We start from the raw sequence: 21,151 nt of genomic DNA on the forward strand, positions 1-21,151 counted from the left end.
GGCGTGCTCCTTGAGCACGCGCAGCCACTCCAGCTTGTACGGCATGTGGGGGTCGTCCAGGCCGCGGCCGTTGGGGACGTAGAGGGACCACACACGGACCCCGTTGCACGTGGCGCCGATCGCGCGCGCCTCCTGCACCGGGTCCTCGCCGGGCTTGCCGAAGGCCGGCTGGTCCGGGAAGGCGCGCTCGACGTCGTCGAGGCCCACCCGCGAGGCGATCGCCACGCCGTTCCACTGGCTCAGGCCGAAGTGGGCGACGTCGTAGCCCATGAACTCGAAGAGCTCCCACGGGAAGTTCTCGTCCTTGGCCTTGGTCTCCTGGATGGCCAGGACGTCCACGTCGGAGCGCTGCAGCCAGGCCTCCACGCGGTCGGCGCGGGCGCGGACGGAGTTCACGTTCCAGGTGGCGATCTTCATGGTCCCCACGTTACCGGGTGGCCCGGACGGCGATGTCCGCGCTCCCGGGCACGGCACCGCCTCCCCGCGCCGCTCCGGTCCGGGACGTGCGCACGGCGGTCGTTCCCGGCGTGCGCGGGCGCCGTGCCGCCGCGCCGGATGACGTGGGGCTTCCCCGGGACCTCGACCCGGTGTGGTTGCAGGTGCTAATTTCCTGCTGGCCCGTGCCCCCGGCGGAGCCGCCCCCAGCAGGGAGAGACCCCATGAACCTCGCACGGACCGTGCTCACCGTGACCACTGCCGCCGCGCTGCTGCTCGGCGGGACATCGGCCGCCCTCGCCGCACCGCACCCTCCCGCCACCGCCCCGGAGCTCGCCCACACCGCAGGCGCACCGGCAGAGCTGCTGCAGGGCGGCTCGGCCGCCGAAGCGGCCCCGGCCGGCCCGCCGGCGCCGGTGGATCCCTCCGCCGGCGGCCTGGCCGGAGCGGCCTCCGCGGGCGTGCACCCCACCACGGTGGAGCACGTCACCGAGGCCTTCAAGATCGTCAACGACCACCGGCGCCAGGCACGGCGCGCCCCGCTGGCCTACAACTCCGCGCTGTCCCGCAACGCCCAGCAGTGGGCGGACACCATGGCCGGGGCACGGAAGGAGCTGCGCAACCCGGACCCCTGGGCGGGCGCCCCGGCCGGGGCCGTGCGGATGGACCAGTACTACGGCAAGGGCTCGTTCACCGGATCGTTCGCGGGCACCGACGCGGTCGAGGCGCTCACCCACTACCTGCTGGACTTCTTTCCCCGCAACGGGACCGACCAGTTCGCCCGGGACCTGACCCACCTCGGCATCGGCGTCAGCCACGTGGCCACGTCGGGCCCGGACGGCCCCGGGTGGGAGACCTACCTGACGATCTACTACTACGCCTATCCGGCCGGGCACGCCGTGCCAGGAACGTTCGCGACCCCCGCCCAGGGATTCGTGCCGCCGGTGACCGCCCCGGCCTACGCGGTCCGCGGCGCAATCGGCATCAAGTACCACCGCCTGGGCGGGTCCGCCGTACTCGGGGAACCTACGATGAACGAGCGCGGCGGCCTGGTCGACGGCGGGGTCTACCAGCAGTTCCACAACAGCGGCCGCACCACCACCATCTACTGGGCCCCCGGCTACGGGGCGATGGCGGTGAAGAACTACGGCTCGATCGGGAAGAGGTGGATCGGGGCCGGCCGGGAACACAACTACGGCCTGCCGGCCACGGACGAGCGCCCCGTCAGCGGGGGCGCCTACCAGGTCTTCCGCCGGGACGGGCGCTCCACCCAGGTGATGTGGAGCGCCGGCACGGGCTCCCGCGCGATCAAGCTGTACGGGGCGATCGGCCGGGCCTGGAGGGCCGCCGGCTCCGAGCGCGTCTACGGGTTCCCGGTCACCGACGAGTACCGCTACGGCACCGAGGTGCGCCAGCGCTTCTCGAACGGATACATCGTCCACTACGCGGCCGGGCGGACCTGGGTCACCCGCTGACGGCGCCCCAGGAACGACCGCGCCCCGCGCGGGGCGCGGTCGTTCCCGGAAGCCGGAGGTCAGTCGCGCCACCAGTCGTCGAGGATCGTGGCCGGCGTGGTGCGCTTGTGCCGGGTCGTGAACCAGCGGTGCTCGATCTTCTCGGCCACGGCGTCGTCCACGTCGCGGCCCTCCAGGTAGTCGTCGATGTCGTCGTAGGACAGCCCGAGCTCGGCCTCGTCGGTCTGGCCGGGGGAGTCGTCGAGCAGGTCGGCGGTGGGCGCCTTGGCCCACAGCCGCTCCTCGGCGCCGAGGGTCCTGGCGAGGAGCCGGTTCTGCCGCTTGTTCAGCCCGAACAGGGGCAGCAGGTCCGCGCCGCCGTCGCCGTACTTGGTGAAGAACCCGGTCACGGACTCGGCGCCGTGGTCGGTGCCGATCACCAGGCAGTTGTGCTCCCCGGCGATCGCGTACTGGGCGATCATCCGGACGCGGGCCTTGATGTTGCCCTTGTTGAAGTCGGAGATCTCCCGCTCCGTGGCGCCCTCGAAGCCGTGCTCGAAGCCGTCCACCGCCGGGGCGATGTCGTAGGTGATGGTGCGGTCGGCGGCGATGAAGCGCAGGGCGGCCTGGGCGTCCTCCTCGTCGTGCTGGACCCGGTACGGCAGGCGCACCGCCACGAACTGCGCCTGCCCGCCCTCGGCGCGCAGCCTCTCGGCGGCCAGCTGGGCCAGCCGGCCCGCCAGGGTGGAGTCGAGGCCGCCGCTGATCCCGAGCACGAAGCCCTGGCTGCGGCTGGCCCGGAGGTAGTCGCAGAGGAACCGGACGCGTGCCTCGATCTCCTCCTGGGGGTCGATCTCGGGCTTCACGCCCATCTCGTCGATGATTGCTGCCTGGAGTTTCCGCATGCACCCATGCTAGTGCTGGGCTCTGCCGGCGCCGCAAGGACACCGGGGGAGGGGCCGCGTAGGATGCGGGCCATGCCCCTCCACCGCTCCAGGACCCCGGCCCGGGCGCGCGGGCGCGCCCGCCGGGCCGCCGTCGCGAGCGCTCTGCTGGCCGCGGCGGTGCTCTCCGGGTGCGGGGCCTCGAACGCGCAGGAGCGCGTCGACGTCTATGCGGCCTCCTCGCTCACCGGGGCGTTCACCGAACTGGCCGCGGCGTTCGAGGAGCAGCACCCGGGCGTGGACGTGGCCCTGAACTTCGCCGGCTCCGCCGACCTCGCCGTCCAGATCGCCGAGGGCGCCCCCGCCGACGTGTTCGTCGCCGCGGACGAGCCCACCATGCAGCGGGTCGTCGCCTCGGGCCGGGCCGTGGGCGAGCCGGTGGAGCTGGCGGCCAACCGCCTGACGATCGCCGTGGCCGAGGGCAATCCGCACGGGGTGCGCTCGCTGGGCGACCTCCGGCGGGCGGACCTGGCCACCGTGGTGTGCGCCGAGCAGGTCCCCTGCGGCCGGGCCGCCCGCGCGCTCGAGGAGCGCGCCGGGGTCGCCCTGCGGCCGGTGAGCGAGGAGAACTCCGTGACCGACGTCCTGGGCAAGGTCCGCTCCGGCCAGGCCGACGCCGGGCTGGTCTACGTCACCGACGTGGCCGCCCACGAGGACGAGCTGGACGGCGTCCCCCTTCCCGGCGCCGAGGCCTCCGCGAACACCTACACGGTGGTGGGCCTGGACGGCGCGGCGCCGGAGCGGGCCGCCGAGTTCACCGCCTTCGTGACCGGCCCCGCCGGCCGGGAGCAGCTGCGGCAGAACGGCTTCGACGTGCCCGGCTGACCGCCCGGTCCGAGATCCGACCACCACCGAGCCCACCAGCGATCCCGCCGACGAGCACGGCGAACCGCACCAGCACAGCGAACCAGGAGACCAGCATGAGCGAGCAGCGCGGCACCGACCCCCGCGAGACCCCCCAGAACATCCTGGTCGAGACCCGGGGCCGGGTCGGGATCATCACCCTCAACCGGCCGAAGGCCCTCAACGCCCTCGACGAGGCGACCCTGCGCGAGGTCGTGGCCGCGTCCGCCGCGATGGACGCCGACCCCGGGATCGGGGCGATCGTGCTGACCGGCTCGGAGAAGGCCTTCGCCGCGGGCGCGGACATCAAGGAGATGGCCGGGCGGGGTGCGGCGGAGATGTACCTCGCGGACTGGTTCGCGGGCTGGGAGGCCTTCACCCGGGTGCGCACCCCCGTGGTCGGCGCCGTGGCGGGCTACGCCCTGGGCGGCGGGTGCGAGCTGGCGATGATGTGCGACATCCTGCTCGCCGCGGACACGTCCCGCTTCGGCCAGCCCGAGATCAACCTCGGGGTGATCCCCGGGATGGGCGGGTCCCAGCGCCTGGCCCGCGCCGTGGGCAAGGCCAAGGCCATGGACATGGTCCTCACCGGCCGGACGATCGACGCCGAGGAGGCCGAGCGGGCCGGGCTCGTCTCCCGGGTGGTGCCCGCCGCGGACCTGCTCCAGGAGGCGCTGGGCGTCGCGGAGACCGTCGCCGCGAAGTCCCTGCCCTCGGTGCTGGCCGCGAAGGAGGCCGTCAACGCCGCGTTCGAGACGACGCTGGCACAGGGCGTGCAGTTCGAGCGGCGGCTCTTCCACGCGCTGTTCGCCACGGAGGACCAGAAGGAGGGCATGGCCGCGTTCGCCGAGAAGCGCGCGCCGCGGTTCACCCACCGCTGAGCCCGGCCCCGCGCCCGAGGGGCGCGGCCCGCCGGGTGCGGGGCCGGGGCGCTACGGTGGTCCCATGCCCACACCGCCGATCGACGCGTCCGCCTGGCAGGTCCGCGAGTCCGCCCTCGACCCCGGCGCGCGCGGCGCCGTGGAGTCCCTCTTCGCGCTCGCCAACGGGTGCGTCGGGGTGCGGGGAACCCTGGACGAGGCCCAGCCCAGCTCCTCCCGGGGCACCTTCATGTCGGGCGTCTACGAGTACCACCCCCTGTCCTACCCCGAGGGCGGCTACGGGCACCCCGAGCACGGGCAGGCCGTCATCGGCGTGGCCGACGGCAGCACCGTGCGCCTGCAGGTCGACGGCGTGGCGCTCGACGTCCGGGAGACCCCGCCGGAGGAGCACGACCGCGTGCTGGACCTGCGCGAGGGCACGCTGCGCCGGGAGACCGAGTGGCGCACCCCCCGCGGTGCCCGGATGCGCCTGACCTCCACGCGCCTGGTCTCGCTGGTCCAGCGCTCGGTCTCGGCCATCCGCTACGAGGTCGAGGCCGTGGACCGCGCGGTCCAGGTCGTGGTGCGCTCGGACCTGGTGGTCAACGGCACCCCGCCCAAGGTCCACAACTCCGACCCGCGGGTGGCCGAGGTCCTGGAGCGGCCCTTCCGGGCCCGGCTCAGCCGCCGCCACGCCACGGGCGGGGTCCTGGTGCACCGCACCCACGGCAGCGGGATCGGCGTGGCCGCCGCCGTGGACCACGCCGTGGAGCTGCCGGACGGCGGGGCCGTCAGCACCCAGGGCGACGACGACCAGGTCGTCACCACGCTCGTGGCGGACCTCCGGCCCGGGGAGCGCGTCGGGTTCGTCAAGTACCTCTGCCACGTCATGTCCACGGACGACCCCTCCGTGGACCTGCAGGAACGCGCGCTCGCCGCGCTGGACGGCGCCCGGCACCGGGGCTGGGACGGCCTGCTCACCGCCCAGCGGGCCGAGCTGGACGAGTTCTGGGACGGCGCCGACGTGGAGGTGGACAGCGACCCGGAGCTGCAGCTGGCGGTCCGCTTCGACCTGTTCCAGCTCCTGCAGGCCTCCGCCTGCGTCAACGGCGCCCCGGTCGGGGCGAAGGGCCTCACCGGCGGCGGCTACAGCGGGCACACCTTCTGGGACGTCGAGGGCTTCGTGCTGCCGGCGCTGGCCCTGCTGCGCCCGCTCGACGCCGCCCGGCTGCTGCGCTGGCGCTCCTCCACCCTGGACCGGGCGCGGGAGCGGGCGCAGGTCCTGGACCTGGCCGGCGCCTCCTTCCCCTGGCGCACCATCGACGGGCACGAGACCTCGGCGTACTGGCCGGCCAGCACCGCCGCCATGCACGTCAACGCGGACATCGCCCGGGCCTTCGACTGGTATGCCGCCGTCACCGGCGAGGAGCTCACCACGGTCGGCGGCGTCGAGGTCCTCGTGGAGACGGCGCGCGCCTGGGCGGCCATGGCGCACGAGGACCACGAGGGCGTCGTCCACTACCGCGGGATGACCGGCCCGGACGAGTACACGGGCGTGGTCGACGACAACGTGTTCACCAATCTCATGGCCCGGCGCAACCTCCGGGCGGCCGCCGACGCGTGCGAGGCCCACCCCGAGCACGTGGGCCGGCTCTCCGTGACGGCGGAGGAGCTCGAGCGCTGGCGGGCCGTGGCGGAGGCGATCCACCTGCCCTACGACGCGGTGCGCGGGGTCCACCCCTCCAACGAGGGGTTCACGACCTACCGCGAGTGGGACTTCGAGGCCAAGCGGGACGGATACCCCGTGGAGGAGCACTTCCACTACGCGAAGATCTACCGCCGCCAGGTCGTCAAGCAGGCGGACCTGGTCCTGGCGCTGTGGTGGTGCGCCGAGGAGTTCACCCCCGAGCAGGCCGCCCGGGACCTGGAGTACTACGAGCAGCGCACCGTCCGGGACTCGTCCCTCTCCGCCTGCGTCCAGGCGGTGGTCTCCGCCCGTGTGGGCCACCTGGACCTCGCGTACCAGTACCTGCGCGAGTCCGCCCTCGTGGATCTGCGGGACATCCAGCAGGACGCCGACGGGGGACTGCATCTGGCCTCCGCCGCCGGGTCGTGGCTGGCCGTGGTCTGCGGGTTCGGGGGACTGGACACGGCGGGCGGCGAGCTGCGCCTGGCCCCCCGCCTGCCGGCCGGCCTGCACCGGCTCGCCTTCCGCCTCCGCTGGCGCGGCCACCGGATCGGCGTGGAGATCACCCGCTCGGGCACGACCGTGCGGCTGCTGGGCGGCGCCGCCAGCGGGGTGGCGCTGCGGATCGACGACGCGCCCCGGAGCGTCACGGCCGAGCGCCCCGCGACCGCCCCGCTGCGCAGTCCCCGCCCGTCGACCCCCGCACCTCGCCAGCCCCCGGGCCGCGCCCCGCGCGCGCCCCACAGCCCGTGACGCTCCCGCGCCCGCACCGGCTACCCTGGCCGGGTGGGTGAGATGTGGAGCGGGCCGGAGCCCGGCGGGACCGAGCCTGCGCCGGACGCCCCGAACGGGTGGGTCCCGCCCGACCCCGGGGCACCGGCGGCCGGCGCGGTGCGTGCGACGCCGCCGGCGGCTCTCGAGGTGCTCACCCGCGTCTGGGGCTACGACGCCTTCCGCGGGCAGCAGGCGGAGGTCATCGACACGCTCGTGCGGGGCGACGACGCGCTGGTGCTCATGCCCACCGGCGGCGGCAAGAGCCTGTGCTACCAGATTCCCGCGCTCGTCCGGGAGGGCACCGGGGTGGTCGTCAGCCCGCTCATCGCGCTCATGCACGACCAGGTCGACGCCCTCGAGCAGCTCGGGGTGCGCGCCGCGTACCTGAACTCCACCCAGACGGTCGAGGAGCGCCGTGCCGTCGAGGGCCGCCTGCTGGCCGGCGAGCTCGACCTGCTCTACCTCGCCCCCGAGCGCCTGCCCGTGGCCGCGGACCTGCTCGACCGCGCCCGGATCGCGCTCTTCGCCGTCGACGAGGCGCACTGCGTGGCCCAGTGGGGGCACGACTTCCGCCCCGACTACCTCGGGCTGACCCTCTTGCACGACCGCTGGCCCCGGGTCCCGCGCATCGCCCTGACCGCGACCGCCACGGCGGAGACGCGCGAGGAGATCGTCCGCAACCTCCGCCTGGACGGCGCCCGCGTCTTCGTCTCCAGCTTCGACCGGCCCAACATCCAGTACCGCGTGGGGCCCAAGAAGGACGCCCGCCGGCAGCTGCTGCAGCTCGTCCGCACCGAGCACAGCGGCGAGGCCGGCATCGTCTACTGCCTGTCCCGCGCCTCGGTGGAGCGCACGGCCGAGTGGCTGGCCGCCCAGGGCGTGCCCGCCCTGCCGTACCACGCGGGCCTGCCCGCCGAGGTGCGCGCCCAGCACCAGACCCGGTTCCTGCGCGAGGACGGGATCGTCATGGTCGCGACCATCGCCTTCGGCATGGGCATCGACAAGCCCGACGTGCGCTTCGTCGCCCACCTCGACCTGCCCAAGAGCGTGGAGGGCTACTACCAGGAGACCGGCCGCGCCGGGCGCGACGGCCTGCCCTCGACGGCCTGGCTGGCCTACGGGCTGCAGGACGTCGTCCAGCAGCGGCGGATGATCGAGGACGGCGAGGGGGACCGGCAGCGCAAGCGCGCCCAGACCCTCCACCTGGACGCGATGCTCGCGCTGTGCGAGACCGTGCAGTGCCGCCGCCAGCAGCTGCTGCGCTACTTCGGCGAGGACAGCGGACCGTGCGGCAACTGCGACACCTGCCTCAGCCCGCCCGAGGCCTTCGACGGCACGGTCCCGGCGCAGAAGCTCCTGTCCACCGTGGTGCGGCTGGACCGGGAGCGGGGCCAGCAGTTCGGCGCCGGGCACCTGGTGGACATCCTGCTCGGCCGGGAGACCGAGCGGGTGGTGCGGATGCGCCACACCGAGCTCACGACCTTCGGCATCGGCACCGAGCTGGGCGAGCAGGAGTGGCGCGGGGTGGTGCGCCAGCTGCTGGCCCAGGGCCTGCTCCAGGTGCAGGGCGAGTACGGCGTCCTGGCGCTCACCCCCGCGGCGGGGGAGGTGCTGCGCGGGCAGCGCGAGGTCCGGCTGCGCCGCGAGCCCGAGCGCGGCAGGACCGTGCGCACGCCGCGGACGGGTGCCGCACGGCCGGTGCTCGACGAGCCCCAGCAGGAGCTCTTCCAGCAGCTGCGGGCCTGGCGCGCCGGCGTGGCGAAGGAGCAGGGCGTGCCGGCGTACGTCGTGTTCAACGACGCGACCCTCGCCGCCATCGCCCAGGCCCGGCCGGGCACGCTGGGCGAGCTGCGCGGCATCTCCGGCGTCGGCGACGCCAAGCTCGAGCGCTACGGCCAGGCCGTCCAGCAGGTCGTCACCGGCGACTGAGCTGCGCCTCCCGCCCGGGTCCGCGCCCCGGTGCTCGCGGCCGGCCGCCGGGCGGCCGGGGCGGGCTGCCCGTGCCGCCCCGCGGCGGGACCCCGCCACGGACCGGCGGGGCCCGGCGGGACCCCCGCTGAGTCCGCATCTGCGTCCGCGAACCCCTGGTCTCATCCGTACCTGCGGATAGCATGGCCCCATGACCGAGATCAGGATCGCCGACGCGGCCCGTTTCCTCGGCGTCAGCGACGACACCGTCCGGCGCTGGATCGAGCAGGGCACGCTGAGCAGCGCCCGGAGCGCCACCGGCCACAGCGTGGTGGACGGACTGGAGCTGGCCCGCCTGCTCAAGGAGCGCTCCGTCCGGCCCGAGGACCCCGCCCGCGTCGCCAGCTCGGCGCGCAACCGGTTCGTGGGCCTGGTCACCGAGGTCGTCTCGGACACCGTGATGTCCCAGGTGGAGCTGCAGTGCGGCCCGCACCGCGTGGTCTCGCTGATGAGCACCGAGGCCGTCCGGGACCTGGGCCTGGAGCCCGGCCGGGTGGCCACGGCCGTCGTCAAGTCGACCGACGTCGTCGTCGAGACCCCCGGGGCGTGAGGCCGTGGTGCAGACCGGGCCCCCCGTCCTCGCCGACCGGCCGGCGGCTCGCGGCCGCCGCGCCGTGCTCCGGCGTCGTCCCCGCGGCTTCAGCACCGTGCCGGGCTGGGTGTGGATCCCGGCGGCCCTGGGCGCGCTGGTGGTGGTCCTGCCGGTCCTCGGCATGCTCGCCCGGGTGGACTGGGCCGGGTTCCTCGGCCTGATCGGCTCGCCCTCGGCGCTGCGCGCCCTCGGACTGAGCCTGCGCACGGCCGCCGCGAGCACGGCGCTGTGCGTGCTCCTGGGCGTGCCCCTGGCGCTGCTGCTGGCCCGCACCGAGTTCCCCGGCCGGCGCGCGCTGCGCGGCCTCGTGCTGCTCCCGCTGGTCCTGCCGCCCGTCGTCGGCGGTCTGGCCCTGCTCTACACGTTCGGGCGCCACGGCCTGATCGGCCGCCACCTGGAGCTCGCCGGGATCAGCATCGCCTTCTCGACCGCGGCCGTGGTGCTCGCCCAGACCTTCGTGTCCCTGCCGTTCCTGGTCGTCAGCCTGGAGGGCGCGCTGCGCACCGCGGGGGAGCGCTACGAACGGGTCGCCGCGACCCTCGGGGCGGGCCCCGGCACCGTGCTGCGCCGGGTGAGCCTGCCCCTGGCCCTGCCGGGGCTGGCCTCGGGGGCCGTGCTGGCCTTCGCCCGCAGCCTGGGCGAGTTCGGGGCCACCCTGACCTTCGCCGGCAGCCTCGAGGGCGTCACCCGCACCCTGCCGCTCGAGATCTACCTGCAGCGCGAGACGGACCCCGACGCCGCGGTCGCGCTCTCCCTCGTGCTCGTGCTGGTCGCGGTGCTCGTCGTGGGGATCTCCGCGCCGGGCCGGCTCCGGAGCCCCGGACCGCGGCCCGGGCCCGGCACGGGCACCGGCCCAGGAGCACGGGCATGAGCCTGCAGGCCGCCGTCCGGCTGCGCGCCCGGGACCTGGACCTGGCCGTGTCGGTGGCCGACGGGCAGACCCTGGCGGTCACCGGGCCCAACGGGGCGGGCAAGTCCTCGCTGCTGGCGGTCGTCGCCGGGCTGCTCGTGCCGGACACCGGCCGGGCCGCCCTGGACGGGCGGGTCCTGTTCGACATCGACACCGCCGGGCGCGGCCCGTGGGTCCCGGCGCACGACCGCGGGGTGGTCCTGCTCGCCCAGGACCCGCTGCTGTTCCCGCACCTGAGCGTGCTCGAGAACGTCGCGTTCGGGCCCCGGTCCCGGGGGGCGGGCCGGCGGCGGGCCCGGGCCGCGGCCGTGCAGTGGCTCGAGGCCGTGGGTGCGGCCCCGCTGGCCCACCGCCGCCCCGCGGCGCTGTCCGGGGGGCAGGCCCAGCGCGTGGCCGTGGCCCGCGCGCTCGCCGCCGACCCGCGGCTGCTGCTGCTCGACGAGCCCTTCGCCTCCCTCGACAGCACCGCCGCCCCGGCCCTGCGCGAGCTCCTGCGGCGGGTGCTCACCGGGCGCATGGCCGTGGTCGTCACGCACGACCCCGCCGACGTCGAGGCCCTCGCCGACGCCGAGCTGCGCCTCGAGCACGGCCGCGTGGCCGGCGCGCCCTGACGTGGTCGCCGCCCGCCCGGACCGGCGCACCGCGGCTCAGCTCTCCCCGGTCCGGTTTCCCTGGGCCCGGTTTCCCTGGGCCCGGCTCTCCTCGGGCCGGCCCGCCCGGATGCCGCCCACGATCAGCAGGCCCAGCTCCCGGTAGGCGCCGGGGCCCTCCACCCCGCCCAGGCCGGTGCGCTGCTGGATCCGGTCCATGGCGGAGGAGATGACCTCCGCGATGAACCCGGTGGGCACCGGGCGGAACTCCCCGCCGGCCACGCCCTCGGCCACGAGCCCGGCGAGCTTGGCCGAGGCGATCCGCGTGTTGCGCTCGTAGACCTCCGAGGCCACGGGCGAGCCGGCCACGTCCTGCAGGAACCGGGCCGAGGCCGGCCGCAGCTGCTCCGCCATCGCCTCCAGGTAGGCGCTCAGCCGCTGCCCCGCCCCGCCCGGACCGCGCAGGGCCTCCTCCGTGCCCCGGCTGACCTGTTTGAAGAACGCCACGAGCACCGCCCGCACCAGCTCGTCCCGGCTGCCGGCCAGGGCATAGATCGTGGCCTTGGAGCAGTGCAGCCGCGCCGCGGCACCGTCCATGGTGAACCCCCGGAAGCCCTCGCGCAGGAAGATCCCGAGCAGCTCGTCGAAGAGCTGCTGCTGGCGGGGCGTGCGGGCCGCCGCCCCGCGCGCCGCAACTGGTGGAGTGAGATGAGTCACAGTACGATATTACTCACAACCGTACTGTTCGACCCGGTCCCGGTGGGCCACCACTCCGCCCGGACCGACGAGAGGACATCCCATGACTCCGGTCCTGCGCGGGGAATCCCCGTCCGTGGAGCACGTCGCCGGCATCCCCTTCCCGGACGCCGACCTCTTCTCCTTCGCCGCCGTCCTGCCGCCCGCCGAGCGCGCCCGGCTGGCCGACCTGCACACCCTCCTCCAGGAGCAGGTCCGCCCCGCGGTCACGCCGTACTGGAACCGTGAGGAGTTCCCGGCCCAGCTGCTCCCTGCCCTGGCCGACCACGGACTGGGGGAGCTGGAGCTGTCCGGGGCGAGCCGGCTGTTCCGGGGGCTGGCCTACGCCGAGGTCGCCCGGGCGGACGTGTCCCTGTCCGCCCTGGTCGGCATCCACAACGAGCTCATCCTGGGGCTGATCGACGCGCTGGGCTCGCCCGAGCAGAAGGCGCGCTGGCTGCCGGAGCTGCGCTGCTTCCGCGCCCTCGGGGCCTTCGCCCTGACCGAGCCCGAGCACGGCTCCGACATCGCCGGGGGCCTGGCCACCACGGCCACCCGGGACGGGGACGAATGGGTGCTGACCGGGACCAAGCGCTGGATCGGGGCCGGCACGATCGCCGACGTCGCCATCGTCTGGGCCCGGGACACCGCCGACGGCCAGGTCAAGGGCTTCCTCGTGGAGACCGACCGGCCCGGCTGGTCGGCCACGAAGATCGAGCACAAGATCGGGCTGCGGATCATGCAGAACGCCGACATCGTCCTGGACGAGGTCCGCGTCCCCGCAGCCAACGCACTGCCCGGGGCCGGCAGCTTCGCCGCCGCCAACCGGATGCTGCGCAACTCCCGGGCCTGGGTCGGCTGGCAGGGCGCCGGGGTGCAGCTGGCGATCTTCGACGTGGCCCGCGCCTACGCCCTGGACCGGAGGCAGTTCGGCCGTCCGCTGGCGAAGTTCCAGCTCGTGCAGGAGCCGCTGGCCCGGATCCTCGGCAACGCCACCGCCTCCCTGGGCCTGATGGCCCAGATCGCCCGGCTGCAGGAGGACGGGGGCTTCGACATGCCGCACGCCGCCCTGGCCAAGGCCACCACCACGTCCCTGGCCCGGGAGTCGGCCGCCCTGGGCCGGAACCTGCTCGGCGGCAACGGCGTGGTCACCGACCACGAGATGGCCAAGCTGTTCAACGACGTCGAGATCCTCTACACCTACGAGGGCACCTACGAGATCAACGCCCTCATCGTGGGCCGCGCCGTCACCGGCGTCTCCGCCTTCGTCTGAGTCACTCGCCCGGGCCACCGCGCCCGGGCCCTCCCGCCCCCGCGAAAGGACCCCCATGGACGTCACCGACACCTCCGCCCTCGTCACCGGCGCCGCCTCCGGGCTCGGCGCCGCCACCGCCGCGATGCTCGCCGGGCGCGGCGTGCGGGTCGTGGCCGTGGACCTGCCCGCCGCCGTCGACACCGCCCCCGACGTCCCCGGCGTGCGCTACGTGGCCGCCGACGTCACCGACCGCGACGCCGTGCGCGAGGCCGTGGCGGCCGCGGACGGGACCGGGCCGCTGCGCACCGTGGTCAACTGCGCCGGGATCGGGCCCTCGGCCCGGGTGCTGGGCAAGCGGGGGGTGCACGACCTCGACCTGTTCGAGACCGTGCTGCGCGTGAACCTCCTCGGCACCTTCACGGTCCTCGCGCTCGCCGCGGAGCGGATCGCCGCCACCGACCCCGTGGACGACGACGGACAGCGCGGGCTGATCGTCAACACCGCCTCCGTCGCGGCGTTCGAGGGCCAGGTCGGGCAGGCCGCCTACGCGGCGTCAAAGGGCGGGGTGCACAGCCTGGGCATCACCGCGGCCCGGGACCTCGCCGGCTCCGGGATCCGCGTGAACACCATCGCCCCGGGCGTGATCGAGACCCCCATGCTCGCGGCGGTCGGCGAGGAGTTCCGGCAGGGGCTCGCCGCGGGCGTGCCCTTCCCGCGCCGGCTCGGCCGGCCGCAGGAGTTCGCCCAGCTCGTCGCGTCCTTCCTGGACAACGACTACCTCAACGGCACCACCGTCCGGATGGACGGCGCCCTGCGGATGGCCCCGCGCTGAGCCGTCCCGCGCGAGCCGCGGGCCCGCCGGCGGACCCATAGACTGGGGCGCATGACCACCGACTTCTCGCCCGTGGACCTCGCGACCGCCCGTGAACGCCTCCGCCGACTGATCATCGACCTCGCCGTGGTGCGCGGCAAGGTCACCCTGGCCAGCGGCATCGAGGCCGACTACTACGTGGACCTGCGGCGCGTGACCCTGCACCACGAGGCCTCCCGCTACGTGGGCCGGGTGATGCTCGCCATGCTCGACGAGGCCGGGATCTCCTTCGACGCCGTGGGCGGGCTGACCATGGGCGCCGACCCGGTGGGGCACGCGATCATGTACGCCGCCGGCGAGCGGGGACGGGCCGTGGACGCGTTCGTGGTCCGCAAGGCCCAGAAGAGCTACGGGATGGGCCGCCAGGTCGAGGGCCCCCCGGTGGCCGGCCGTGACGTCGTCGTCGTCGAGGACACCTCCACGACCGGGGGCTCGGCGCTCACCGCGGTGGAGGCCCTGCAGCGGGCCGGCGCCAACGTGGTGGCCGTGGCCATCATCGTGGACCGGCGCACCGGCGCGAAGGAGCGCATCCAGGAGACGGCGGGCGTGCCCTGCCTCTACGCCTTCACGAAGGACGAGCTCGGACTTGACTGACCCCGCTGCGGAGGCGGCCGCCGTCGAGGCCGCCGCGGCCGCCCCCGTGGTGGGCGCCGGCCCGTGGGAGGGCCCCTGGCCCGAGGGCGAGCAGTGGGACCCGGAGCTGCTGGCGCACGGAGACCGGCGCAACGTCGTGGACGGCTACCGGTACTGGACGATGGAGGCCATCGTCGCCGACCTCGACACCCGCCGGCACGCGTTCCACGTGGCCGTGGAGAACTGGCAGCACGACCTCAACATCGGCTCCGTGGTGCGCACCGCCAACGCCTTCCTCGCCCGGGAGGTGCACATCGTGGGGCGGCGGCGCTGGAACCGGCGCGGCGCCATGGTCACCGACCGCTACCAGCACGTGCGCCACCACGCGAGCGTCGAGGAGTTCACGGCCTGGGCGGCCGCCGAGGGGCTGCCCGTCATCGGGATCGACAACTTCCCGGACTCCCGGCAGCTGGAGACCTACGACCTGCCGGAGCGCTGCGTGCTGGTGTTCGGCCAGGAGGGCCCCGGGCTCAGCCCCGAGATGCACGCCGCGGCGGGGGCGACCCTGTCGATCGCCCAGTTCGGCTCGACCCGCTCGATCAACGCCTCGGCCGCGGCCGCCGTGGCCATGCACGCGTGGGTCCGCCGCCACGTGTTCGGCCAGCCGCCGGGCTGAGCGCACGACCCGTGACGGCCTTCCGTCGTCCCCCGGCGGCGGTTTGGCTAGAGTGGGAGCCAGGCCACACCCGACCCGAAGGAGCCAGCATGCCCATCGCAACCCCTGACGTCTACGCCGAGATGATCGACCGCGCCAAGGAGAAGGGCTTCGCCTACCCGGCGATCAACGTCACCTCCTCCCAGACGCTCAACGCGGCCATCCGCGGCTTCGCCGAGGCCGGCTCGGACGGCATCATCCAGGCCTCCACCGGCGGGGCCGCCTACTGGTCCGGGGCCTCCGTCAAGGACATGGTCACCGGTTCGCTCGCGATGGCGGCGTTCGCCCGCGAGGTCGCGAAGAACTACGACGTCAACATCGCCCTGCACACCGACCACTGCCCGCAGGACAAGCTCGAGGGCTTCGTGCTGCCGCTCCTGGAGGAGTCGGAGAAGGCCGTGGCCCGCGGTGAGGACCCGATCTTCCAGTCCCACATGTGGGACGGCTCGGCGATCGAGCTCGACGAGAACCTGAAGATCGCCCAGGAGCTGCTGGCCCGCACGCACAAGGCCAAGATCATCCTCGAGGTCGAGATCGGCGCGGTCGGCGGCGAGGAGGACGGCGTGGAGAACGCGATCAACGAGAAGCTCTACTCCACCGTCGAGGACGGCCTGGCCACCGTGGAGGCCCTCGGCGCCGGGGAGAACGGCCGCTACCTCACCGCCCTGACCTTCGGCAACGTGCACGGGGTGTACAAGCCCGGCGGGGTCAAGCTGCGCCCGGAGCTGCTGCAGCAGATCCAGCAGGAGGTCGGCAAGAAGCTCGGCAAGGACCGGCCCTTCGACCTGGTCTTCCACGGCGGCTCCGGCTCCACCGCGCAGGAGATCGCGAACTCCGTGGAGTACGGGGTGGTGAAGATGAACGTGGACACCGACACCCAGTACGCCTTCACCCGCCCCGTCGCCGGGCACATGTTCACCAACTACGACGGCGTGCTGAAGGTCGACGGCGAGGTCGGCAACAAGAAGACGTACGACCCGCGCGTGTGGGGCGCCCTGGCCGAGGGGAACATGGCCGCCCGCGTGGTCGAGGCCTGCCAGAACCTCGGCTCCGCCGGGACCTCCGTCAAGTAGGCGGCACCACCCTCCGCGGCCGGATCCCCGGCCGCGGAGGACCGACGGCGGCGCCCTGCCCGAGCGGGGCGCCGCCGTCGTCCGTCCGGCGCCCCGCACGCATCCCGTGCGCATCCCGCAGTTCCGCCCACCGAAAGGACCCCCTTCCCCATGAGCCTCACCGGCAAGAACCTGCTCGAGGGCCCCGAGCCCACCTATCTCTCGGCGGACCCCGAGCTGGCCGCACGCATCGAGGCGGGCGACGAGGCGGAGGACCTCGCCGCCCGCTACCCGAAGGCCTCCCTCGCGTGGGCGATGTGCGCCGAGGACGCCCTCGCCGAGGGCCGGACGCTGGAGGGCTACGCGTTCGCCCGTGTGGGCTACCACCGCGGCCTGGACGCCCTGCGCGGCCACGGCTGGAAGGGCCACGGGCCCATCCCGTTCTCCCACGAACCCAACCGCGGCTTCCTCCGCGCACTGTCCGCCCTCGGCCGGGCCGCGGCCGCGATCGGCGAGTTCGACGAGGCCGAGCGCATCCAGAAGTTCCTCAACGACTCCGATCCCACCGCCGCGGAGCAGCTCCAGCACTGAGCCGGCAGCACTGACCCGGCAGCGCTGACCCGGCAGTACTGACCCGGCAGTACTGACCCGGCCGTGCTGACCCGGCGGCGCTGCCCGGTGGTGCGGGCCCGGGGCGTCCCCGGGCCCGCACCGGTCAGGGCGTGCCGGGTCCCGGCCCGCGGACGGGGCCGTCGTCGCGCCCGTCGCCGAGTCCGTCGCGCCTGCCGCGGCGGGGACGGCGCGGACGCCAGGACGGCCGGGGCCAGTCCCGCTTCGGCAGGCGCACGTTCCACTCGCCCGCCCCGGGCAGGCGCCACCCCCGGCGCCGGGCGAGGACGGTGACCGTCGCGGCCGTGAGGATCGCCGCGGCCATGCCCCAGTTGGGCCGGCCCAGGGCGTGCAGGACCGCCATCTCGGCGCTGGCGATCACCGCCCCCGTGGCGTAGAGGGTGTTGCCGCCGAAGATCAGGGGCACCCGCCCCACCGCGATGTCGCGGATCATCCCGCCGCCCACGGCGGTGATCACCCCGATCATCACGGCCGGCAGCCAGCTCAGGCCGACGTCGAGGGCCTTGGCGGTGCCCGTGGCCGCCCAGCAGCCCACGGCCAGGGCGTCGGCCACGATCAGCACGCGATGGGTCCACGGGCCGCGCAGCTGCAGGAAGAACGCGATGGCGGCCCCGGCGATCGCCGTGCCGAGGTACGCGGGATTGGTCAGCGCCACGGGGAAGCCCACCTGCAGCAGCGTGTCCCGCAGCAGGCCGCCGCCGAGCGCGGAGAGGACGGCGAGGAACACGAAGCCGACCGGGTCCATCCGCAGCTGGCGCGCCACCGCCCCGCCCAGCACGCCGTTGGTGAGCACGCCCAGCAGGTCGACGGCGTCGAACACGACGCCCGGATCCGTACTTCCCACGACCACCTCATCCACGGCACACCGACGCCCGAGGGTAGCACCCGGGGCGCGGCCGCCCGGGGGAGGTGCTCAGAGGAAGGGGCGCAGCGGCACCAGGACGGTCTCGGCGAACCACGCCGCGGGGGACCGCTCGTCCCACTGACCGGCGGTGAGCTCCCGGCAGTTCTCGCTGTCGGCGGCGAAGACGGCCTCCATGTCCGCGGCGAAGTCGCGGTCGTGGATCTCCAGGTTGGTCTCGTAGTTGAAGCCCAGGCTCAGCCGGTCGATGTTGGCGGTGCCCACGATCGACCACTGCCCGTCGATGGTGGCGGTCTTGGCGTGGATCATGGCGTTGCGGTAGAGGAGCACGGTGATGTCCTCGGCCAGCAGCGTGGAGTAGAAGCCCCGGGAGAGCCAGTCGGCGAGCACGTGGTTGGAGTTCTCGGGCAGGATCACGCGCACGTCCACCCCGCGCCGGGAGGCCTCGATCAGGGCGGAGAGGATCTGCTGGTCGGGGATGAAGTAGGCGGTGGTCAGGTAGATGTGGTCCGTGGCGCGGTGGATCGCGTCGAGGTAGACGCTGCGGATCGGGTACACGAGGCTGGCCGGGATGTTGTTGATCGCCCGCACCCGGGAGTCCCAGGAACCCGGGTTGACGTGCGGCAGCTTGGGCCGCCGCGCGGAGGGGTGGTTCCACACCGAGGCGAAGGAGTGGCCGAGCTCGAAGGCGGCGGGACCGGTGAGCCGCACGTGGGTGTCCCGCCACTCGGTGGCGTAGAGGGACCCCACGTTGTACCCGCCCACGAAGCCGACCTCCTGGTCGACGACCAGCAGCTTCCGGTGCGTCAGCCCGGTGGCCTGCAGCGGGCTGAGCAGCAGGCGGGGGCGCAGCACGGGGAACCGGTAGACGTGCACGTCGGGGTGGAAGCGGTAGAACGAGCGCGGGACCACCAGGTTGCCGAAGCCGTCGTACATCACGTGCACCTGGACACCGCGGGCGGCGGCCGCGTTGACGGCCTCCAGGAAGGCCCGGCCGACCTCGTCGTCCTTCCAGATGAAGGTCTCCAGCAGGACCTGGTGCCGGGCTCCCCGGATCGCGGCGAGCATGTCCCGGTAGAGGTCCTCCCCGTAGGTGTACACCGTGGTCCCGGTGTCCGCGACCGTGTGCTCGAAGGTGCCGGGACGCGGGAAGCCGGAACGCTTGGCGCGCTGGCGGCGCTTGACCGCGTCCGTGGCCACGAGGGTGGCCACCACCGCCGCCTGGACGGCCACCATGCCCGCGACCGAGCGGAGGGCGAGGGAGCGGAGCATGCGGGGACCCGTGGCGCGAGGGGACGTCATCTGCAAAGCGTACCCGGGGCACGGCGGGCGTAGGGTGGCCGCATGAGCGCCGTCCCCGCCCCGCCGCGCGTGGTCGTGCTGACCGCCGAGGGCACGCCCCCACCCGCCAACGAGGCCGCCCTGCGGCGCCTCGCCGACATCACGGTGGTGACCCGCGAGGGCCTGGCCCGGGCTCTCGCCGGCGACGCGGACCGGCGTCCGGCCGAGGTGCTGCTGCTGTGGGACTTCTTCTCCGACGCGCTCGCCGGGGCCTGGGACGCCGCCACCGCGCTGCGCTGGGTGCACGTGGCCGCCGCCGGGGTGGACGCCGTGCTGTTCCCGGAGCTGCGCGCCTCCGGGGTCCGGCTGACCAACGCCCGCGGGGTCTTCGACCGGCCCGTCGCCGAGTTCGTGCTCGCGGCGGTCCTCGCCCAGGACAAGCAGCTGCACCGCAGCGAGGCGCTGCAGCGGGACCGGCGCTGGGTGCACCGGGAGCTGCGGCGCACCCGGGGCTCCACCGCCCTGGTCGTGGGCACCGGAGGGATCGGGCGGGAGACCGCCCGCCTGCTGCGGGCCGCCGGGATGGCGGTGCGCGGCGCCGGTCGCACGGCCCGTGCGGAGGACCCCGACTTCGGCACGGTCGTCCCCGCGGCCGAGCTGGCCGAGCACGCCGGCTGGGCCGACCACCTGGTGCTGGCCGCGCCCCTGACCGAGCGCACGCGCGGGCTCGTCGACGCCCGGGTCCTCGCCGCGATGCCCCCGCACGGCCACCTCGTGAACGTGGGCCGGGGGCCGCTGGTCGACGAGGACGCCCTCCTGGAGGCGCTCCTGGCGGGACGGCTCGCGGCCGCGACCCTCGACGTCTTCGCCACGGAGCCCCTGCCGCCGGCCCACCCCTTCTGGGCGATGGACGAGGTGCACGTGTCCGCGCACCTGTGCGGCGACGTCGAGGGGTGGCGGGAGGAGCTCGCGGCGCAGTTCGAGGACCACCTCCGGCGCTGGACGGCCGGGGAGCCGCTGCGGCACGAGGTGGACAAGGTGGCCGGCTACGTCCGGTCCTCCTGAGGGGAGGGCCGGGGCGCGGGGAGGGCACCGCCGTCCCGCGGGAATCGAGGCGGTCGACCGGCGGACCCGGTCGGCCCATGGACGGGGTCCGCGGCGGCCGGGGCGGTGGCGAGCGGCTTGTGGCGAGCGCGGACTGCTGTCAGGCTTGCCTGTGCCACCCTCTGCTGTTCCGGGGCGCGGAGCAGCCACCACGACCGTCCGGAGGTGCTCGTGAGCACGCCGATCCCGGCCACACCGGCCGACCCGGACGGGTTGGCCGAGATCGCCGACGCCGTCGTGCGGCTGGGTGAGCAGCTGCGCACCGTCACCGCGGACACCCTGGTCGAGGCGGTGATCCGGCAGGCCGCGGAGACGCTGCCGGGGGCACGGTGGGCCAGCATCACCACGCTGCGCCACGACACGTTCCGCACCCTGGCCGCCACCGGGGAGAAGGCCCGGCAGGCCGACGCGCTCCAGTACCGGGTGGGCTCGGGCCCGTGCGTGGACGCCCTGCTGGAGGACAGCGTGCACCGCTCCGGGGACCTGGCCCACGACGCCCGCTGGCCGGAGTACGGGGCGCGGGTCGCCCGGGAGCTCGGGGTGCGCAGCGCGCTGGCCTACCGGCTGATCCTGGTCCCGGACCCGGACCTGATCGCCGCGCTGAACCTGTACTCCGACGTCCCCGACGCCTTCGACGCCCAGACCGAGTGGGCCGGCACGATGCTGGCCACCCACGCCGCGTGGGCGGTGTCGACGGCGCTCGCCCAGGAACGGGCCGAGAACCTGGAGGTGGCGCTGCGGTCCAACCGGGAGATCGGCACCGCCATCGGGGTGCTGATGACCCAGCACAAGCTCACCCGTCGGCAGGCGCACGAGCTGCTGCGCCTGGCCAGCCAGGACAGCAACCGGAAGATGGCCGAGATCGCCACCGAGGTCGTGGACACCGGGCAGCTCTCGATGCCGCGCCGGCCCGGCCGCCCCGCACCGGGGGCCCGGGAAGGCTGAGCCGGCGCTGCGGCCGCCGTGTCCCCGGACCGCGAACGGCGGGGCCGCCCACGGGATCCCGTGGGCGGCCC

The 21,151-nt window shown here is 74.6% G+C and carries 21 protein-coding genes; 16 read left to right on the top strand and 5 right to left on the bottom strand.

From position 1 onward, the window contains the following. Nucleotides 1–417: exodeoxyribonuclease III (locus ABL57_RS00030; protein WP_047801408.1), on the bottom strand; the 417-nt coding region annotated here is incomplete at its 3' end. A 242-nt stretch (nucleotides 418–659) separates the two neighbouring features. Between ABL57_RS00030 and ABL57_RS20510 the strand changes: the two genes are divergently transcribed. Continuing rightward, nucleotides 660–1,910, top strand: a complete 1,251-nt coding sequence (locus tag ABL57_RS20510) for a CAP domain-containing protein (protein ID WP_053004662.1) — start codon at nucleotides 660–662, stop codon at nucleotides 1,908–1,910. 59 nt (nucleotides 1,911–1,969) lie between these two features. On the opposite strand, the gene nadE is transcribed toward ABL57_RS20510, so the two are convergent. Continuing rightward, nucleotides 1,970–2,794 carry an ammonia-dependent NAD(+) synthetase gene (nadE, locus tag ABL57_RS00040; protein ID WP_047801409.1) on the bottom strand — a complete coding sequence of 275 codons (825 nt, stop codon included), beginning with the start codon at nucleotides 2,792–2,794 and terminating at the stop codon, nucleotides 1,970–1,972. A 72-nt stretch (nucleotides 2,795–2,866) separates the two neighbouring features. Here nadE and modA point away from each other — a divergent pair, with 72 nt between their 5' ends. The 7 genes from modA to ABL57_RS00075 all read left to right on the top strand — a co-directional run bounded on the left by modA (nucleotide 2,867) and on the right by ABL57_RS00075 (nucleotide 11,078). Continuing rightward, a complete protein-coding gene (gene modA / locus ABL57_RS00045; protein ID WP_082157122.1) occupies nucleotides 2,867–3,658 on the top strand; it encodes a molybdate ABC transporter substrate-binding protein in 792 nt (263 codons plus the stop codon). A gap of 95 nt (nucleotides 3,659–3,753) precedes the next feature. Continuing rightward, nucleotides 3,754–4,557 carry an enoyl-CoA hydratase gene (locus ABL57_RS00050; protein ID WP_047801410.1) on the top strand — a complete coding sequence of 268 codons (804 nt, stop codon included), beginning with the start codon at nucleotides 3,754–3,756 and terminating at the stop codon, nucleotides 4,555–4,557. 64 nt (nucleotides 4,558–4,621) lie between these two features. After that, complete coding sequence (locus tag ABL57_RS00055) at nucleotides 4,622–6,976, top strand: glycoside hydrolase family 65 protein (protein WP_047801411.1); 2,355 nt, start codon at nucleotides 4,622–4,624, stop codon at nucleotides 6,974–6,976. 42 nt (nucleotides 6,977–7,018) lie between these two features. After that, complete coding sequence (recQ, locus tag ABL57_RS00060) at nucleotides 7,019–8,926, top strand: DNA helicase RecQ (RefSeq protein ID WP_371212432.1); 1,908 nt, start codon at nucleotides 7,019–7,021, stop codon at nucleotides 8,924–8,926. A gap of 190 nt (nucleotides 8,927–9,116) precedes the next feature. Next, on the top strand, nucleotides 9,117–9,515 hold the full coding sequence (locus ABL57_RS00065) for a molybdopterin-binding protein (protein ID WP_047801412.1): 399 nt from the start codon (nucleotides 9,117–9,119) through the stop codon (nucleotides 9,513–9,515). A 64-nt stretch (nucleotides 9,516–9,579) separates the two neighbouring features. Then, nucleotides 9,580–10,428: an ABC transporter permease gene (locus ABL57_RS00070; protein WP_047801427.1), complete on the top strand. Its 849-nt coding sequence runs from the start codon at nucleotides 9,580–9,582 to the stop codon at nucleotides 10,426–10,428. Beyond that, nucleotides 10,425–11,078: an ATP-binding cassette domain-containing protein gene (locus ABL57_RS00075; protein ID WP_047801413.1), complete on the top strand. Its 654-nt coding sequence runs from the start codon at nucleotides 10,425–10,427 to the stop codon at nucleotides 11,076–11,078. The genes ABL57_RS00070 and ABL57_RS00075 overlap by 4 nt, the downstream gene beginning before the upstream one ends. Nucleotides 11,079–11,114: 36 nt before the next feature. On the opposite strand, the gene ABL57_RS00080 is transcribed toward ABL57_RS00075, so the two are convergent. Continuing rightward, entirely contained in the window at nucleotides 11,115–11,774 is a 660-nt protein-coding gene (locus tag ABL57_RS00080) for a TetR/AcrR family transcriptional regulator (RefSeq protein ID WP_047801414.1), read from the bottom strand. Between the two features lie 82 nt (nucleotides 11,775–11,856). On the opposite strand from ABL57_RS00080, the gene ABL57_RS00085 reads away from it, so the two are divergent. The 6 genes from ABL57_RS00085 (at nucleotide 11,857) to ABL57_RS00110 (ending at nucleotide 16,849) form a co-directional block, all read left to right on the top strand. Further along, nucleotides 11,857–13,065 carry an acyl-CoA dehydrogenase family protein gene (locus ABL57_RS00085; protein WP_047801415.1) on the top strand — a complete coding sequence of 403 codons (1,209 nt, stop codon included), beginning with the start codon at nucleotides 11,857–11,859 and terminating at the stop codon, nucleotides 13,063–13,065. 55 nt (nucleotides 13,066–13,120) lie between these two features. Beyond that, nucleotides 13,121–13,879: an SDR family NAD(P)-dependent oxidoreductase gene (locus ABL57_RS00090; protein WP_047801416.1), complete on the top strand. Its 759-nt coding sequence runs from the start codon at nucleotides 13,121–13,123 to the stop codon at nucleotides 13,877–13,879. 51 nt (nucleotides 13,880–13,930) lie between these two features. Then, nucleotides 13,931–14,512, top strand: coding sequence for an orotate phosphoribosyltransferase (pyrE, locus tag ABL57_RS00095; RefSeq protein ID WP_047801417.1), 582 nt, complete (start codon nucleotides 13,931–13,933; stop codon nucleotides 14,510–14,512). Next, a complete protein-coding gene (locus ABL57_RS00100) occupies nucleotides 14,505–15,167 on the top strand; it encodes a TrmH family RNA methyltransferase (protein WP_047801418.1) in 663 nt (220 codons plus the stop codon). Before pyrE ends, ABL57_RS00100 begins: the two co-directional genes overlap by 8 nt. An 89-nt stretch (nucleotides 15,168–15,256) precedes the next feature. Beyond that, nucleotides 15,257–16,279, top strand: a complete 1,023-nt coding sequence (gene fbaA / locus ABL57_RS00105; protein WP_047801419.1) for a class II fructose-bisphosphate aldolase — start codon at nucleotides 15,257–15,259, stop codon at nucleotides 16,277–16,279. Between the two features lie 150 nt (nucleotides 16,280–16,429). Then, on the top strand, nucleotides 16,430–16,849 hold the full coding sequence (locus ABL57_RS00110; protein WP_047801420.1) for a DUF3151 domain-containing protein: 420 nt from the start codon (nucleotides 16,430–16,432) through the stop codon (nucleotides 16,847–16,849). A gap of 124 nt (nucleotides 16,850–16,973) precedes the next feature. On the opposite strand, the gene ABL57_RS00115 is transcribed toward ABL57_RS00110, so the two are convergent. Further along, nucleotides 16,974–17,732, bottom strand: coding sequence for a trimeric intracellular cation channel family protein (locus ABL57_RS00115; protein WP_238985935.1), 759 nt, complete (start codon nucleotides 17,730–17,732; stop codon nucleotides 16,974–16,976). 69 nt (nucleotides 17,733–17,801) lie between these two features. Beyond that, complete coding sequence (locus ABL57_RS00120) at nucleotides 17,802–19,052, bottom strand: phosphatidylserine/phosphatidylglycerophosphate/cardiolipin synthase family protein (RefSeq protein ID WP_369821409.1); 1,251 nt, start codon at nucleotides 19,050–19,052, stop codon at nucleotides 17,802–17,804. Between the two features lie 42 nt (nucleotides 19,053–19,094). Here ABL57_RS00120 and ABL57_RS00125 point away from each other — a divergent pair, with 42 nt between their 5' ends. Together ABL57_RS00125 and ABL57_RS00130 are read left to right on the top strand one after the other, a co-directional pair. Further along, nucleotides 19,095–20,096 carry a D-2-hydroxyacid dehydrogenase gene (locus ABL57_RS00125; protein ID WP_047801423.1) on the top strand — a complete coding sequence of 334 codons (1,002 nt, stop codon included), beginning with the start codon at nucleotides 19,095–19,097 and terminating at the stop codon, nucleotides 20,094–20,096. Nucleotides 20,097–20,306: 210 nt separating this feature from the next. Beyond that, nucleotides 20,307–21,080, top strand: a complete 774-nt coding sequence (locus ABL57_RS00130; protein WP_053004663.1) for a GAF and ANTAR domain-containing protein — start codon at nucleotides 20,307–20,309, stop codon at nucleotides 21,078–21,080. Nucleotides 21,081–21,151: the final 71 nt, after the last annotated feature.

The organism is Kocuria sp. SM24M-10 (assembly GCF_001027955.1).
Lineage (GTDB): Bacteria > Actinomycetota > Actinomycetes > Actinomycetales > Micrococcaceae > Kocuria > Kocuria oceani.

Excerpts from the sequence above, each read along its gene's own strand:
- ABL57_RS00090 (WP_047801416.1), top strand. The coding sequence starts at position 13,121 with ATGGACGTCACCGACACCTCCGCCCTCGTCACCGGCGCCGCCTCCGGG.
- ABL57_RS00075 (WP_047801413.1), top strand. The coding sequence starts at position 10,425 with ATGAGCCTGCAGGCCGCCGTCCGGCTGCGCGCCCGGGACCTGGACCTG.
- ABL57_RS00055 (WP_047801411.1), top strand. The coding sequence starts at position 4,622 with ATGCCCACACCGCCGATCGACGCGTCCGCCTGGCAGGTCCGCGAGTCC.
- recQ (WP_371212432.1), top strand. The coding sequence starts at position 7,019 with ATGTGGAGCGGGCCGGAGCCCGGCGGGACCGAGCCTGCGCCGGACGCC.
- ABL57_RS00065 (WP_047801412.1), top strand. The coding sequence starts at position 9,117 with ATGACCGAGATCAGGATCGCCGACGCGGCCCGTTTCCTCGGCGTCAGC.
- ABL57_RS00110 (WP_047801420.1), top strand. The coding sequence starts at position 16,430 with ATGAGCCTCACCGGCAAGAACCTGCTCGAGGGCCCCGAGCCCACCTAT.
- modA (WP_082157122.1), top strand. The coding sequence starts at position 2,867 with ATGCCCCTCCACCGCTCCAGGACCCCGGCCCGGGCGCGCGGGCGCGCC.
- ABL57_RS00050 (WP_047801410.1), top strand. The coding sequence starts at position 3,754 with ATGAGCGAGCAGCGCGGCACCGACCCCCGCGAGACCCCCCAGAACATC.
- ABL57_RS20510 (WP_053004662.1), top strand. The coding sequence starts at position 660 with ATGAACCTCGCACGGACCGTGCTCACCGTGACCACTGCCGCCGCGCTG.
- pyrE (WP_047801417.1), top strand. The coding sequence starts at position 13,931 with ATGACCACCGACTTCTCGCCCGTGGACCTCGCGACCGCCCGTGAACGC.
- ABL57_RS00085 (WP_047801415.1), top strand. The coding sequence starts at position 11,857 with ATGACTCCGGTCCTGCGCGGGGAATCCCCGTCCGTGGAGCACGTCGCC.
- ABL57_RS00125 (WP_047801423.1), top strand. The coding sequence starts at position 19,095 with ATGAGCGCCGTCCCCGCCCCGCCGCGCGTGGTCGTGCTGACCGCCGAG.
- nadE (WP_047801409.1), bottom strand. The coding sequence starts at position 2,794 with ATGCGGAAACTCCAGGCAGCAATCATCGACGAGATGGGCGTGAAGCCC.
- ABL57_RS00120 (WP_369821409.1), bottom strand. The coding sequence starts at position 19,052 with ATGACGTCCCCTCGCGCCACGGGTCCCCGCATGCTCCGCTCCCTCGCC.
- fbaA (WP_047801419.1), top strand. The coding sequence starts at position 15,257 with ATGCCCATCGCAACCCCTGACGTCTACGCCGAGATGATCGACCGCGCC.